This is a genomic window from Streptomyces sp. NPDC126503 (assembly GCF_040302405.1).
In the GTDB taxonomy this organism is placed as follows: domain Bacteria; phylum Actinomycetota; class Actinomycetes; order Streptomycetales; family Streptomycetaceae; genus Streptomyces; species Streptomyces gulbargensis.
In genome coordinates this window covers 115330-129368 of sequence record NZ_JBEORS010000006.1, presented here as the reverse complement: position 1 = coordinate 129368, position 14039 = coordinate 115330, and the positions used below count along the sequence as shown (strand labels likewise).

The 14039-nt window shown below is 73.6% G+C and carries 14 protein-coding genes; 6 read left to right on the top strand and 8 right to left on the bottom strand.

The features are described 5' to 3' along the window. Window positions 1–3 precede the first annotated feature (3 nt). The 3 genes from ABTY40_RS10650 to ABTY40_RS10640 are packed head-to-tail and all read right to left on the bottom strand — an operon-like array spanning window position 4 to window position 1568. The gene (locus ABTY40_RS10650; protein WP_352059167.1) at window positions 4–714 is read right to left on the bottom strand and encodes a class I SAM-dependent methyltransferase; all 711 of its coding nucleotides are present in this window, start codon (window positions 712–714) and stop codon (window positions 4–6) included. Between the two features lie 9 nt (window positions 715–723). Beyond that, entirely contained in the window at window positions 724–1143 is a 420-nt protein-coding gene (locus tag ABTY40_RS10645; RefSeq protein ID WP_502990546.1) for a hypothetical protein, read from the bottom strand. Further along, a complete protein-coding gene (locus tag ABTY40_RS10640) occupies window positions 1137–1568 on the bottom strand; it encodes an ATP-binding protein (protein WP_345284146.1) in 432 nt (143 codons plus the stop codon). Before ABTY40_RS10640 ends, ABTY40_RS10645 begins: the two co-directional genes overlap by 7 nt. Before the next feature lie 262 nt (window positions 1569–1830). Between ABTY40_RS10640 and ABTY40_RS10635 the strand changes: the two genes are divergently transcribed. The 3 genes from ABTY40_RS10635 (at window position 1831) to ABTY40_RS10625 (ending at window position 3831) form a co-directional block, all read left to right on the top strand. Further along, window positions 1831–2703: a Sco1979 family transcriptional regulator gene (locus ABTY40_RS10635; RefSeq protein WP_345283957.1), complete on the top strand. Its 873-nt coding sequence runs from the start codon at window positions 1831–1833 to the stop codon at window positions 2701–2703. Next, window positions 2704–2940, top strand: a complete 237-nt coding sequence (locus ABTY40_RS10630; protein ID WP_352059166.1) for a DUF397 domain-containing protein — start codon at window positions 2704–2706, stop codon at window positions 2938–2940. Window positions 2941–3012: 72 nt separating this feature from the next. Beyond that, window positions 3013–3831: an SAM-dependent methyltransferase gene (locus ABTY40_RS10625; protein ID WP_352059165.1), complete on the top strand. Its 819-nt coding sequence runs from the start codon at window positions 3013–3015 to the stop codon at window positions 3829–3831. Window positions 3832–3891: 60 nt separating this feature from the next. Here ABTY40_RS10625 and ABTY40_RS10620 read toward each other — a convergent pair whose 3' ends face one another. Beyond that, entirely contained in the window at window positions 3892–5787 is a 1896-nt protein-coding gene (locus ABTY40_RS10620; RefSeq protein WP_352059164.1) for a M64 family metallopeptidase, read from the bottom strand. Between the two features lie 105 nt (window positions 5788–5892). Beyond that, entirely contained in the window at window positions 5893–7239 is a 1347-nt protein-coding gene (locus ABTY40_RS10615; protein ID WP_352059163.1) for a 6-phospho-beta-glucosidase, read from the bottom strand. Window positions 7240–7339: 100 nt separating this feature from the next. Between ABTY40_RS10615 and ABTY40_RS10610 the strand changes: the two genes are divergently transcribed. After that, a complete protein-coding gene (locus ABTY40_RS10610) occupies window positions 7340–7795 on the top strand; it encodes a YchJ family protein (protein ID WP_352059162.1) in 456 nt (151 codons plus the stop codon). A 60-nt stretch (window positions 7796–7855) separates the two neighbouring features. On the opposite strand, the gene ABTY40_RS10605 is transcribed toward ABTY40_RS10610, so the two are convergent. From ABTY40_RS10605 to ABTY40_RS10595, 3 genes are all read right to left on the bottom strand, one after another. After that, window positions 7856–9955, bottom strand: a complete 2100-nt coding sequence (locus ABTY40_RS10605; protein WP_352059161.1) for an MDR family MFS transporter — start codon at window positions 9953–9955, stop codon at window positions 7856–7858. A 114-nt stretch (window positions 9956–10069) separates the two neighbouring features. After that, on the bottom strand, window positions 10070–10264 hold the full coding sequence (locus tag ABTY40_RS10600) for a hypothetical protein (protein ID WP_345284144.1): 195 nt from the start codon (window positions 10262–10264) through the stop codon (window positions 10070–10072). 488 nt (window positions 10265–10752) lie between these two features. After that, on the bottom strand, window positions 10753–11811 hold the full coding sequence (locus ABTY40_RS10595) for an ATP-dependent DNA ligase (RefSeq protein WP_352059160.1): 1059 nt from the start codon (window positions 11809–11811) through the stop codon (window positions 10753–10755). A gap of 52 nt (window positions 11812–11863) precedes the next feature. Here ABTY40_RS10595 and ligD point away from each other — a divergent pair, with 52 nt between their 5' ends. Beyond that, the gene (gene ligD, locus ABTY40_RS10590; protein ID WP_352059159.1) at window positions 11864–12961 is read left to right on the top strand and encodes a non-homologous end-joining DNA ligase; all 1098 of its coding nucleotides are present in this window, start codon (window positions 11864–11866) and stop codon (window positions 12959–12961) included. A gap of 120 nt (window positions 12962–13081) precedes the next feature. Beyond that, the gene (locus tag ABTY40_RS10585; protein ID WP_352059158.1) at window positions 13082–13981 is read left to right on the top strand and encodes an alpha/beta hydrolase; all 900 of its coding nucleotides are present in this window, start codon (window positions 13082–13084) and stop codon (window positions 13979–13981) included. Window positions 13982–14039 lie beyond the last annotated feature (58 nt).

The window sequence follows — 14039 nt, the reverse complement described above, 5'->3', positions numbered from 1 at the left end:
CGCTCAGTTCTTTCGCGCCACGACGAGCCGGCACCGCGGGCTGCCGTCCTCGCGCCGCCCGAGGTCCTCGACGGCGACCAGGGACACGTCGAAGCCGGCGCCCTCCAGGCGGGCTCGTACGTCGGGGAGGCGGAAGGTGCGGTAGTACATGACGAACGGCGGGCGCCACAGCGCGTTCCGCACCCGCATCACGGCGTCGAAACCCCACAGGGTCCAGTAGAGGCCGGAGCCCACGGCCGGCGGGGCGCCGACCGGGAAGGCGAAGGTGCCGCCGGGGCGCAGGGCGGTGTGGACCTGGCGGAAGAGCGCGCGCTGCTCGTCGGGCAGGAAGTGACCGAAGGCGCCGAAGCTGACGGCGAGGTCGAAGGCCGGGCCGAACGGCAGGGCGAGGGCGTCGGCGCGGACGAGCGCGGCCCCGGGATGGGAGCGGCGGGCCTCGGCGAGCATGCCCGCGCTGAAGTCGACGCCCGCGACCCGGCCCGCGCAGACCGAGCGGAGCACCCGGAGCCCGGCGCCCGTGCCGCAGCAGACGTCGAGGCCCGTGTCGAAGGGGCCGAGCTCCTCCAGGGTCCGGGTGACGGCGGTCAGGAGCCGGTCGGGGGTGCGGAAGGGAGTGGCGTCGAACTTCCCGGCCAGCAGGTCGTAGCCGTGCTCGACCGAGGAGAGCGCCTGGACGGCCAGTTCGCGGAGGGTGGGACCCTGCGGGGAGAACATGGGCCGAGCCTATGCGCTCCCGGCGCGTACGGGTGCCGACCAGGAGGGCGCGATGCCGGTGAGCTGGCAGACCAGCAGGTAGAGGGGGATCGGCGGGGTGTACGGGGAGTCGCCGTCGGGCCGGTGGATGAGGCGGGGGCGCCGGTCGGGGATCTCGGCGCCCGGCGCGTAACAGGCGGGCAGCGGCCAGGCCAGGTCCGCGTCCGAGCCGGCGGGGACGAGCCACCACCACCAGTCGCTGTCCGCGTAGACGCAGCCCTTGGCGGGGAGCCGGGAGAGGATCTTGAAGCCGAAGCGGGCGGGGACGCCGACGGCGTCGCGGCCGAGCCCGGCGCGCAGCCCGTCGGGGACGGTCAGCCGGGTGCCGCCGAGGGGGCCGTTCGCGTCGGCGGACTTGCGTGCGCGGGGTACGAGGAGGGACCTCAGCACGGTTCCCCCATGCCGTGGGCGAGCTCCGCCCAGACGGTCTGGGCGGTGCCGTGTCCGGTGCGCTCGGCGCCCCACGAGGTGGCGAGGGCGTCGACGATGAGCAGGCCGCGGCCGCGTTCCTCCGCGCCGCAGTCGCGGATGCGCGGGCCCGCCGGGCCGCCCTCGTCGCGGACCGCTATCCGCAGGGTCTCCTCGCCCTCGCGCAGTTCGCAGACGACACGGCCGCTCGCGGTGTGGACGACGGCGTTGGTGACGAGTTCGGAGACGACCAGGGCGACCGTGTCGCGTATCTCGGGGCCGCAGCCCCACAGGATCAGCCGTTCCTCCGCGAGCCGGCGGGCGCGGGCCACCGAGGCGGTGCGGGCGGGCAGTTCGAAGGCGAAGCGGCGGACGGCGTCGGTCCGTGGCTGCGGGCGCGGGGCCATGACACGAGGGCTCATGAGACCTGAGGGCTGCGCGTTACCAGAAGCCACGACCGGTTCCTCACAACAGTGGGCAGGAGTGCCGTACACGCTGACACCGGCGCGCGCGGGCGCGGGACGGCAGCGTGTACCGGGTCATCGGAACACTGTCCTCCTGCCGCGGACACTTGGCAAGTGGCACTCTGAAAATTGCAGAGTGCGCTGTTCTCTCTGTCCCGGCTTCGTGGCACACTCGTCGCACACAGCGCGTCGGGGAGGTCTGAGAGTGAGCGAGCCGCGGTCCGCCCCGACGGTCGGGCAGGTCGTGCTCGGCAGGCGCCTGCAGGATCTGCGGGAGCGGGCCGGCATGAAGCGCGAGGAGGCCGCCAGGATCCTCCGGGTGGCCCCGGCCACCGTGCGCCGCATGGAGACCGCCGAGGTCGCGCTGAAGATCCCGTACGTCCAGCTCCTGCTGAAGGCGTACGGGATCACGGACTCCGAGGCCGAGGGCTTCGTCGCCCTCGCGGAGGAGGCCAACCTCCCCGGCTGGTGGCAGCGGTTCCACGACGTGCTGCCCGGCTGGTTCTCCATGTACGTCAGCCTGGAGGGGGCCGCGAGCCTCATCCGGGAGTACGAACCCCAGTTCGTCCCCGGTCTGCTGCAGACCGAGGGGTACGCCCGCGCCATTCTGCGCAGCGGGGCGGTCGGCGCGAGGAACGCCGAGGACACCGAGGAGCTCGAACGCCACGTAGCCCTGCGCATGGAGCGCCAGTCCCTGTTGACCAGGGAGGACGCCCCCAAGTTCTGGGTGATCATGGACGAGACGGTGTTCCGCCGACCGGTCGGTGACGGGCCCGAGGTGATGCGCGACCAGATCGACCGGCTGCTCGACGTCTCCGAGTGGCCGCACGTCACCCTGCAGATCGCGGAGTTCGCGTCCGGCCACCACCCCGGCACGTACGGTCCCTTCGTCCTCTTCCGCTTCGCCGTGCCCGAACTCCCGGACATGGTCTACAGCGAGTACCTCACCGGCGCCGTCTACCTCGACGCGCGCCCCGAGGTGGCGGCCCACCTGGAGGTCATGGACCGTATGGCGGCGCAGGCCGCGTCTGTACCACGCACGAAGGAGATCCTCCGGGACCTCCGCAAGGAGCTGTGAATGGATCGCATATACAACGGCATGCCCGCCGCCGAGCTCGGTACCGAGGGCTGGCACAAGCCCTGGAGCGGAGGGAACGGGGGCAACTGCGTGGAGGCCATGAAGCTGGCCGACGGCAGGATCGCCGTGCGACAGTCCGCAGACCCCGAGGGACCGGCGCTCATCTACACCCACGGAGAGATCGAGGCCTTCATCCGGGGCGCGAAATCCGGCCAGGCCGACTTCCTGCTCACCTGACCCTTCCGTCCCGCCCTTACCATCGCGTAACTCTTGTAGCAGCGCCACCCGTTCGTACCCCCAGGAGAGCCGATGAGCCAGGACCCCGCACCGTCGCGGAGCGAGACACGCATCGACACCAGCAAGCCGCACCCGGCGCGCATGTACGACTGGTTCCTGGGCGGCAAGGACAACTACCCGGTCGACGAGGAGATGGCCCGCCAGCTCCTCACGGTCGACGCCCGGGGGCGGGACATGGCCCGGGTCAACCGCGCCTTCATGCACCGTGCCATCCGCTGGCTCAGCGCCGCCGGTGTCCGCCAGTACCTGGACATCGGCACCGGCATCCCCACCGAGCCCAACCTGCACCAGATCGCGCAGGAGGCGGCGCCCGAGTCCCGCGTCGTCTACTGCGACAACGACCCGATCGTGCTGGCGCACGCGGCCGCCCTGCTGCGCTCGACCCCCGAGGGGGCCACCGAGTACATCCAGGCGGACGCCCGCGAGCCGGAGGTCATCCTCGAACGGGCCGGAAAAGTCCTCGACTTCGACCGGCCCATCGCCCTGTCGATGCTCGCCCTGCTGCACTTCGTGGGCGACGAGGACGGCGCGTACGAGCTGGTCGCCAAGATCGTCGACAAGCTCGCGCCCGGCAGCTACCTGGTGCTCTCGCACGTCACCGGGGACTTCGACCCCGAGGGCGCGGCGAAGGCCAGCGCCCTGTACAAGGCGCGCGGGCTGACCCTGCGGCCCCGCTCGCGCGACGAGCTGGCCGCGTTCTTCGAGGGCCTCGAACTGGTCGAGCCCGGCGTCTCCCTCACCGCCGAGTGGCACCCCGAGCTGGGCGAGCCGGTCCCGGTGCAGGGCGACGACCCGATCCCGGGCTGGGCCGGCGTCGCCCGCAAGCCCTGAGCGGCGCCCGGCAGGCGCGGCGGGGCCCGTGGACCCGGACGGTCCACGGGCCCCCGTCGTTCACCGCCCCGGCTCCACCAGCGTCACCCGGAAGGCGCGCGGCCGGCTCACGTTGCCCGCCGCGTCGACGGTCCGGTACTCCACGGTGTGCGTGCCGTGGTCGGGGGTCGCGTCGTCCCACGGCACCGCCCGGCTCCGCCCCAGCTTCCCGTACACGAGGCCGTCGATCACCGTGCCGCCCGGCGTGAAGAGGAACGGCGCCCGCGCGTCCGTCGGCCAGCCGTAGTACGTGTACCAGCCGTCGCCGTTCACCCGGAACTGGGTGACGACCGCGCCCTCCTGGTCGTCCCGGGCCGTCAGCCGCATCGTGAACGGCCCGTCGTACACGTACTCCACGGGGCTCCCCGGGCGCCGGACCGTACGCAGCGGCGCCGAGAGCTCGTACGCGGCGGCGGCCGGCCGGGCGTCGACCGTCCAGCGCAGGTGCTCGCGCGTGCCGGGTATGGCGGCCGTCAGCGTGTACGTGCCCGGCGCGAGCCCCAGTTTCCGCAGGTCCAGGGCGCGATCGTCGGGTCCGGTCGGGACCGGCCGGCCGTCGAGCCGCCAGCGCACCGCCGGCGTGCGGTCCACGGGATGGGTGGTCTCCGCGTGGACGACCGTCCGGGCGCCCACCGGCGCGCCGGTGGGCGTGTGCCCGGTGAAGGCGGGCGCGACCGCCGCCGGCGCCGTGACGAGCGAGGGGTCCACGGTCCACGTGACCGTCCGGGTGAGCGCCGCCGAGGCCCGGATCGCCGGGTCGCGCACGAACGGCGTCGGGTCCGTCACCGTCGCCGTCAGCGTGTGCGTGCCGGGGGAGAGGGCCGTCTTCCGCAGGTCGACCGTGCGCGCGCCCCCGGTCGGCAGGGCCCGCCCGTCGAGCCGCCAGGTCACCGAGAGGGCGCCGCCCACCGGGTGGAGGGTGTCGACCCACACGGTGCGGTCCGCGCCGATCGGGGCCTTGTTCGGCGTGTGGTCCTGGACCAGGTTCACCTTCGCGGAGATCGCCCGCACCATCACCTCGCGCTCCACCTGGTCGAAGGCGTACCCGAGGGTCTTCATCAGGGAGTGGCGGGACGGGCGCCACACCCCGCGCGTGCTGTAGAGGCCGCCCTCGTACCGGCCGATGACCCCGCCCGACTCGCTCTCCTCGCCCAGCCAGCGCCACCACTTGGCCCGCCGCTCCCGCATCTGCGCCTCCGTCAGCAGCGTGTGGTGGGCGGAGGCGGGCTCCTCACCGTCGTAGGCGCCCCCGGGCACACCCCGGGCGTAGTAGTCGTACTCGTCCTGGAGGCCGCCGAGCGAATGGCCGATCTCGTGCGGGGTGATGAGCGCCGACAGCGCGTTGCCGCCGGACGCGGTGGCGTAACCGCCGCCCGCGCCGCCGTAGGTGGAGCTGTGGGCGAGGGCCACGACCTGCCGGTTGGCGCGGCCGGTGCCGGGGACCAGGTCGGCGAGCGCCCCCGCCTTGGCGCCGTCGACGGTCAGCAGCCGCTGCACGCTGCCGGGGTCGCAGCCGCCCCAGAACCCCATGTCCAGCACGGTCTCCCGGTCCGGGGAGCCGAGGTGCGGATCGCAGTCCACGCCCGAGTCCTTGGACGGCGACTCGACCGCCCACACGTTGATGTACGAGCGGTAGGAGGCGAACGGCTCGATGCTCCAGAGGGTGCTGAGGTGCCGTTCCAGGTCGGCCCGGAAGACCGGGAGCTCGTCGGCGGTGTAACCGTCTCCGAGGAAGACGAGGTTGAACCTCTTCTCGGCGGGACCGGTGGTCTGCACGGGGACGACGACGGGCCCCTCGCCGGCCGCCGGTGTCCGGGCGGCGGCCGCCCCCGTCCCCGTCAGCCCCGCCACCAGCAGGCAGCCGACGGCGAGCCGGGCCACTCCTCGTCGCACACCGTTGCGTCGCAGTCCAGTCATGGGGCGCGAGCCTAGGGCGCGGCCCCGACCGCGTAAAGACGTTCACCGGCCGTACGGCGGGAAGGAGCCGGGCCGTTGAAGGATGGTCACGGGGGCGGGCCGCCGTCAGGCGTTCCGCAGGTACGCCAGACCGGGGTGGGCGTCCACGTACCCGTCCAGGAGCCGGCGGGCCACCCCCACCGAGTCGACCAGGGGATGCAGCGCGAACGCCTTCACGGCCGCCGCCCGCGAACCGGCCTCCGCCGCCGCCAGCACCTCCCGCTCCACGGCCTTGACCGCCGTCACCAGCCCGGCGGCGTGGTCCGGGAGCGGCGCCACGGCCACCGGGTGCGCGCCGTTGGCGTCGACGAAGCACGGCACCTCGATCACCGCGTCCGCGTCGAGCCCGGGCAGCGTCGACCCGTTGCGCACGTTGAGGATCAGCGTGGCGCGTTCGTCGCGGGCGATGGCCCGCATGAGGGCGAGCGCCACCTTCTCGTAGCCGCCGGACTCCAGGTCCTCCCCGGCCCGCCCGCCGGCCCCGGCGGCCTCCCGGTTGGCCGCCATGTACGTCGCCTCGCGGTCCGCGAGGGTACGGTGCCAGGCCTCGAGCGCCGGCGTCCCCGGCCGGGCCGCCTCCTCGTAGAAGCGCGCCTGCCGGTCTTGCAGGTAGGCGCCCCGGGTGCGTTCGGCGGACCGGTAGGCCCGTACCGTCTCCCGGTTGAAGTAGTAGTAGTGCAGGTACTCGTTGGGGATCGCGCCGAGCGAGCGAAGCCACTCGGGCCCGAACAGCTTCCCCTCCTCGAAGGAGCCCAGGGCCTCCTCGTCGGCCAGCAGCCGGGGCAGCTGGTCCCGGCCGCCGACACGCAGCCCGCGAAGCCACCCGAGGTGGTTGAGGCCCACGTAGTCGATCCACGCCTCGTCCGGGTCGGCGCCGAGCACCCGGGCGACCCGGCGGCCCAGCCCGACGGGGGAGTCGCAGATGCCGACGACCCGGCCGCCGAGGATCCGGGACATCGCCTCGGTGACCAGGCCGGCCGGGTTGGTGAAGTTGATGACCCAGGCGTCGGGGGCGAGTGCGGCGATCCGCCGGGCGATGCGCACGGCGACGGGCACCGTCCGCAGGCCGTACGCGATCCCGCCCGCCCCGACGGTCTCCTGCCCGAGGACCCCCTCGGCCAGGGCGATCCGCTCGTCGGCGGCCCGTCCCTCCAGGCCGCCCACCCGGATCGCGGAGAACACGAAGTCGGCCCCGCGCAGCGCCTCGTCCAGATCGGTCGTGGCCGTCACGGCCGGCGCGTCCGGCACCCCCGCGCCCTGCTCGGCGAGGACCCGGGCGATCGTCGAGAGCCGCGCCGCGTCGAGGTCGTACAGGGTGACGTGGGTGACCCGCCCCCCGGCGTGGTCGCCGAGGAGGGCGCCGTACACCAGCGGCACCCGGAATCCGCCGCCTCCGAGAATCGTCAGTCTCATGCCCGTACGCTACTCGGCCCCTCATTTCCGGTCCGGGCCTCCACGGCCGCGTCCCCGTGCCGGGCGCGGCCGCCGCCCGCCGGTGGGGGAGAATGACGGCATGTCCCGACGCAAGACCCGTCCCCGTCCGACGACAGGCCCCGCCGCCCCCTCGGCGCCCGCCGTGACCGCCGCTTCGCCCTGCCCCTGCGGGCGCGGCGCCGCGTACGGCGCGTGCTGCGGCCGGTTCCACGACGGTACGGCGGGCGCGGCGCCCACCGCCGAGCTGCTCATGCGTTCCCGCTACAGCGCCTTCGTGGTGCGGGACGAGGGCTACCTGCTGCGCACCTGGGCGCCGGAGACCCGCCCCGCCGGGGTCGACTTCGACCCCTCCCTGCGCTGGACGGGTCTGGAGATCCGGGAGACCACCGACGGGACCGCCTTCCACCAGCGGGGCACCGTCACCTTCGTGGCCCGGTACGTCCACGACGGCGAGCCGGGCGCGCTCCACGAGCGGAGCCGGTTCACGCGCCACGACGGGGCGTGGGTGTACGTCGACGGTGAGTTCCTGGCGTAACCGGGGGACGGGACCGGGGCGGGCCGGCGCCGGGGCGGCGAGGACCGTGCCGGACGGGTGTCAGCGCCGGGCGGCGAGGACCGCGCCGGAGGGGCGTCCGGCCGGGAGGCCGGCGGAGAGGTCCTCGGCGACGATCTTCTTGGCGATGGCGTCCGTCGCCGCCCGCAGTTCCGGTCCGCTGGGCCGGCCGCGCTCCTTCTCCAGGCGGCCGGCGAGCCAGTCGCCCCACGCCCGTGTGATGACGGCCGCTTCCCGCTCGCCGGCCGGGGTGTGCGACAGCAGGTTGCCGTCCCGGGTGAGGAAGCCCTCGTCGACCATCCGGTCGAAGACCGGGAGCAGCACTTCCGGCGGCACGCGCCGCCCGGCCGCGATGAGCCCGAGGCTCGCGTGCCCGACGGTCCGGGTGAAGAGTTCCACCTGCATCACCGCCCACGCCCCCGCGGAGTCGAGCCGGGTGTCCGAGGCGGCGACGATCCGGCGGGCGGTGTCGAGGTCGGTGCGGCGCAGGATCCGGCCGACGGCCAGTTCGAGGAGTTTCGCCGAGTCGCCGCTGGTGGTGGGTGAGGCGAAGCCCTCGCCCATGTCGGGCGCGGCGGCGCGGACCGAGTCACGCAGCGTCACCTGCTTGAGGAACAGCGCGACCACGAGGCCGACGGCGGCGACCGGCACCGTCCAGAGGAAGACGGTCTGCAGGGTGTCGGCGTAGGCGCCGACGACCGGACCGGCCACGTCCGGGGGCAGCCCGTGTACCCCGGCCGGGCTCTGCGCCGCCTGTGCGACGGCAGCCGGGTCGAGTCCCGCGTCCGCCGCGCGGGCGGAGGCCTCCCGGACGCCCGCCGACAGATCGGTCGTGAGGGAGTTGGCGTAGAGCGTGCCGAAGACGGCGGTGCCGAACGAGCTGCCGAGCGTGCGGAAGAAGGTCACACCGGAGGTGGCGGTCCCCAGGTCGGCGTAGTCCACGGTGTTCTGCACGGCGATGGTCAGCACCTGCATGCACAGGCCGATCCCGGCCCCCAGCACGAACATGTACAGGGATTCCAGCCAGGTGCCCGTCGACGGCCCCATCAGGGAGAGCAGGTAGAGCCCGACGCCCATGACCAGGCAGCCCGCGATCGGGAAGATCCGGTAGCGCCCGGTGCGGCTGACCACGTTTCCGCTGAAGACGGAGGCGATGAGCAGGCCGACGACCATGGGCAGGGTGCGGATGCCCGAGGTGGTGGCGGAGTCCCCGTCGACGTACTGGAGGTAGGTCGGCAGGAAGGTCATCGCGCCGAGCATGGCGAAGCCGACCACGAAACTGAGGACCGAGCAGACGGTGAAGACGGGGTTCCGGAACAGCCGCATCGGCAGCATCGGTTCGGCCGCCCGGATCTCGGCCAGGCAGAACAGGGCGAGGGCGATCAGGCCCCCGGCGAAGAGCCCGATGACGACGCCGGAGCCCCACGCGTACTCGTTGCCGCCCCAGCTCGTCGCCAGGATGAGGGCGCTGGAACCGGCGGCGACGAACGCGATGCCCGCGTAGTCGATCACCGGGCGCCGGGCGGAGCGTACGGAGGGGATGGTCCGCGCGGCGGCCACGACCACCAGGATCGCGAGGGGCACGTTGACGTAGAACGCCCAGCGCCAGCTGAGGTGGTCGGTGAAGAGTCCGCCGAGCAGCGGGCCGATGACGGTGGAGACCCCGAAGACGGCCCCGATGGCGCCCTGGTACTTGCCGCGCTCCCGGAGCGGGATCACATCCGCGATGAGCGCCATGGAGGTGACCATCAGGCCGCCGGCGCCGATGCCCTGGAGGCCCCGCCAGACGATGAGCAGCGTCATGTCGGTCGCGAGACCGCAGAGGAACGAGCCGGTGATGAAGACGACCGCCGAGATCTGGAAGATCAGCTTGCGGCCGAAGAGATCGCCGAACTTGCCGACCAGGACGGTCGCGACCGTCTCGGCGAGGAGGTAGGAGGTGACCACCCACGACATGTGGGCGGCGCCGCCGAGGTCCGAGACGATCGTGGGCAGGGCCGTGCCGACGATGGTCTGGTCGAGGGCGGCGAGCAGGACGCCCAGCATGATCGTGCCGAAGACGATGGTGCGGCGGCGGCCGTCGAGCACCGGGGGTTCGGTGGCGGCCGGGGGCGCGGGGGCTGCGTCACTGGTCGTGGTCACTCTCGCAGCCTCACACCGCCCCCGCCCGGGTGCATGCGGGGACGGCCGAACCGGTGTACGCGGCGGGGCGGCGGTTCGGGCCGGCCGACGGGGTGTCAGGCGCCCGCCGGGCGCTCAGCGGGTGACGGGCAGTTGGGGGTGGTGCTTGGCGAGGATCTTGTTCGCGCGGGCCAGGGCGGCGAGGGCGTGTTCCCGGTCGGCCCGGTCCTCCGCGCAGAGCGGCCCGCGGAACCGGTACACCTCGCGCACCGCGCAGTCCGCGTCGACCTCCGCCTGGAGCACGTGCAGCGGCAGACAGGACCCGATCATCGCGGCCACGCGGTCGGGGATCGGGACGGGTACGAGGGGGGAGGGGGTGGCGATCACGGGTCAGTCCTAGTCGGTCCGGGAGCGGTACGGAAGGTGTCTCACCTCCATACGTACCGGATCGCGGTCCGGGTTCCGGTACGGGGACGTCACCGGCGCGCGACGGTACGGCCCCGCTCCGGCGGGCACGGTGAGGCGCTGCGCCCGCCCCCGGCCGAGGGGGCGCGGCGGCGCGGTGATCACGGACGGGGACGTTCCCGCAGGTGCGGGGCGGGACGGCGCCGGGGCGGGCCCGGACGTGTTCCCGGAGCCGGGCGGCTGTTCCTCGAACCCGCGTACGTGACAGGGCTGTTGGGGATCATGCGCACCCGGTGGCGAATGTGAAGCATCTCACGCTCCGGCGTGCACCCGTCCGGCCGTCCGGGGCCGCCCGAAGCCCTCGTTCCGGCGCCGGCGCGGACGCGGGATTCGGGGGAGCGGCGCCCCGGCCCCTATCCGAAGACCTCCGACAGGTCGTACGAGACCGGCTCCTCCAGCTGCGCGTAGCCGCAGGACTCCGGCGCGCGGTCCGGGCGCCACCGCTTGAACTGCGCGGTGTGCCGGAACCGGTCGCCCTCCATGTGGTCGTACCCCACCTCGCAGACCCGCTCCGGCCGCAGCGCCACCCACGACAGGTCCTTCTTGCCCGACCAGCGGCTCGGCGCCCCCGGCAGGCGTGCCCCTTCGTGGGCCGCCTCGTCGGTCCACGCCGCCCACGGATGCCCGGTCGGCGGATCCATGCGCAGCGGTTCCAGCTCCTCCACGAGCTGGGCGCGCCGGGCGGCGGTGAAGGCCGCGCAGACACCGACGTGCTGGAGGGTGCCGCCGTCGTCGTACAGACCGAGCAGCAGCGAGCCGACCACCGGGCCGCTCTTGTGGAAGCGGTAACCGGCCACGACCACGTCGGCGGTCCGTTCGTGCTTGATCTTGTACATCAGGCGGGTGTCCGGCCGGTACGGCAGGTCGAGCGGTTTCGCGATCACTCCGTCCAGCCCCGCGCCCTCGTACCGTTCGAACCAGTGGGCCGCGAGTGCGGCGTCCCGCGTGGCCGGAGCCAGGTGCACCGGCGCGCCGATCCCGGCGAACATCCGCTCCAGAGCGGCGCGCCGTTCGTGCAGCGGGGTGTCGAGGAGGGACTCGTCCCCGAGGGCGAGCAGGTCGAAGGCGACGAACCGGGCGGGGGTGGTCTCGGCGAGCATGCGGACCCGGGAAGCGGCCGGATGGATGCGCTCCGTGAGCCGGTCGAAATCCAGCCGGCCGTCGTGCGCGATCACGATCTCCCCGTCGACCACGCAGCGCTCCGGCAGCCGCTCCGCCAGCGCCTCGGCCAGTTCGGGGAAGTAGCGGGTGAGCGGCTTGCCGGTGCGGCTGCCGATGACCAGTTCGGGCCCGTCGCGGTGGACGACGGCCCGGAAGCCGTCCCACTTCGCCTCGTACTGCATCCCGGGCGGGATCTTCTTGACGGACTTGGCGAGCATCGGTTTCACGGGCGGCATCACCGGCAGATCCATGAGGCGATTGTCCGGTATGCGTGACTTGTGCGCTCGGCCTAGGCTGGCCCGCATGGCAGGCAAGGCGGCAGCGGTGGAACTCGAAGTCGGCGACCGGACCGTGCGGGTCTCCAATCCGGACAAGGTGTACTTCCCCGAACCCGGCTACACCAAGCTGGACATGGTCCGTTACTACCTGGCCGTCGGGGAGGGCATCACCCGTGCCCTGCGGGACCGGCCGACGACCCTGGAGCGCTACCCCGACGGGGTGACGGGTGAGTCCTTCTTCCAGAAGCGCGCGCCCCGGAACACGCCCGACTGGATCCCGACCGCCCACATCACCTTCCCGAGCGGCCGCTCCGCCGACGAGCTGTGCCCGACCGAACCGGCGGCCGTGATCTGGGCGGCCAACCTCGGCGCCGTCACCTTCCACCCCTGGCCGGTCCGGCGCGACGACACCGATCATCCCGACGAGCTGCGCCTGGACCTCGACCCCCAGCCCGGCACGGACTTCGCCGACGCGGTCCGCGCGGCCCACGAACTGCGGGCCGTCCTCGACGAGCACGGCCTGCGCGGCTGGCCGAAGACCTCCGGCGGCCGGGGGCTGCACGTCTTCGTCCCGATCGCGCCCCGGTGGACCTTCACCCAGGTCCGGAGGGCGGCCATCGCCTGCGGCCGTGAGCTGGAACGGCGGATGCCGGAACGGGTGACCACCCGCTGGTGGAAGGAGGAGCGGGGCTCGCGGATCTTCGTGGACTACAACCAGACCGCCCGGGACCGCACCATCGCCTCCGCCTACTCCGTACGGCCCCGGGCGCACGCTCCCGTGTCGGCGCCGCTGCGCTGGGAGGAGGTCGGCGAGGTGGCCCCCGAGGACTTCGACATCCGGACGATGCCGGCCCGGTACGCGGAGGTCGGCGACGTCCACGCGGACATGGACGCGGAGCGGTTCGGCCTGGAATCGCTCCTGGAGCTGGCCCGGCGGGACGAGGCGGACCACGGGCTCGGGGACCTGCCGTATCCACCGGAGTACCCGAAGATGCCGGGCGAGCCGAAACGCGTGCAGCCGAGTCGAGCGAAGAAGGCGCCGGTGGAGAAGGCGCCGGCGAAGAAGGCGGCGGTGAAGAAGGCGGTCGCGCGGAAGGAGCCCTCCGGGGGCGGAGAGGCGTGAGGTGTGCGGCGGGGCGGTGCCTTCCGGGAGGGCTCCGCTCCGCCTTCCCTCGGTCATAAAACAAGACGAACGGTCGTGCTAACATTTTTGACGTATCCAGGCCGACCGAGGAGATCCGGCATGTACCCGATGGCTCCGCTCGTCCGTACCGTCCTGAACACCGCCGCCCGAGCCGCCCCGGGCCCCGCCGGCCGCTTGGCCTTCCACCTCTTCGTCCGCCCGCTCGGCCGTGCGGCCCTGCGCCCCGCCGAACGGGACCTGTTCGCCGCGGCCCGCACCGGCCGGATCCGGGTGCGCGGCAAGGAAGCCGTCACCTACGCGTGGGGGGACGGCCGCCGGCCCGTCCTCCTCGTCCACGGCTGGTCCTCGCGTGCCTCCCGGCTCGCCGCCTTCGCCGGGGAACTGCTCGCGCGCGGCTACAGCCCGGTCACCTTCGACGTCCCCGGCCACGGCGCGGCCCCCGGGCGGGCCAGCAACATCCTCGAATACCGCGATGTCATCCGGGAGTTGCACGAGCGGCACGGAGGTTTCGACGCGGTCCTCGCGCACTCCTTCGGCGTCCTCGCCTCCCTCTTCGCCCTGCGGGACGGCCTGCGTGCCGACCGCTTCGTCGGCCTGGGCGGGGTCGGCTCCTTCGACCTGCTCACGGACGGCTTCCGCCAGGGCCTCGGCGTGGACGAGCGGGTGATCCTGCGCATGCGCGAGCACGTCGAGCGGCACCTGGCCCCCGACGAGCCGGGCGTCTGGGACCGCTTCGGCGCCGACCGCGCCCCCGCCGCGCTCGACGGCCCCGCCCTGTTCTTCCACGACGAGGGCGACGACATGGTCCCGCTCGCCCACGCCCGGCTGCTCGCCCGGATCCACGGCGACCGGGCACGGCTCGTGATCACCCGGGGCCTCGGTCACCGCCGCATCCTGACGGACCCGGCGGTGGTCGCCGAGGCGGTCGCGTTCCTCACCGGCGGCGAACCCCCGGCCGACGCCCGGCCCGCCACGCCGGTGGACGCGGGCGCCGCCTGACCGGTGGCGGTGCGGCGCCCGTCACGCCGAGGCGGTCCGGTTCCGGCGTGGCGGGGCT

Bases quoted from the DNA above. Each gene is read 5' to 3' on its own strand.
- ABTY40_RS10625 (WP_352059165.1), top strand. From the start codon at position 3,013: ATGAGCCAGGACCCCGCACCGTCGCGGAGCGAGACACGCATCGACACC.
- ABTY40_RS10610 (WP_352059162.1), top strand. From the start codon at position 7,340: ATGTCCCGACGCAAGACCCGTCCCCGTCCGACGACAGGCCCCGCCGCC.
- ABTY40_RS10620 (WP_352059164.1), bottom strand. From the start codon at position 5,787: ATGACTGGACTGCGACGCAACGGTGTGCGACGAGGAGTGGCCCGGCTC.
- ABTY40_RS10585 (WP_352059158.1), top strand. From the start codon at position 13,082: ATGTACCCGATGGCTCCGCTCGTCCGTACCGTCCTGAACACCGCCGCC.
- ABTY40_RS10595 (WP_352059160.1), bottom strand. From the start codon at position 11,811: ATGGATCTGCCGGTGATGCCGCCCGTGAAACCGATGCTCGCCAAGTCC.
- ABTY40_RS10600 (WP_345284144.1), bottom strand. From the start codon at position 10,264: ATGATCGGGTCCTGTCTGCCGCTGCACGTGCTCCAGGCGGAGGTCGAC.
- ABTY40_RS10650 (WP_352059167.1), bottom strand. From the start codon at position 714: ATGTTCTCCCCGCAGGGTCCCACCCTCCGCGAACTGGCCGTCCAGGCG.
- ABTY40_RS10630 (WP_352059166.1), top strand. From the start codon at position 2,704: ATGGATCGCATATACAACGGCATGCCCGCCGCCGAGCTCGGTACCGAG.
- ABTY40_RS10640 (WP_345284146.1), bottom strand. From the start codon at position 1,568: ATGGCCCCGCGCCCGCAGCCACGGACCGACGCCGTCCGCCGCTTCGCC.
- ligD (WP_352059159.1), top strand. From the start codon at position 11,864: ATGGCAGGCAAGGCGGCAGCGGTGGAACTCGAAGTCGGCGACCGGACC.
- ABTY40_RS10615 (WP_352059163.1), bottom strand. From the start codon at position 7,239: ATGAGACTGACGATTCTCGGAGGCGGCGGATTCCGGGTGCCGCTGGTG.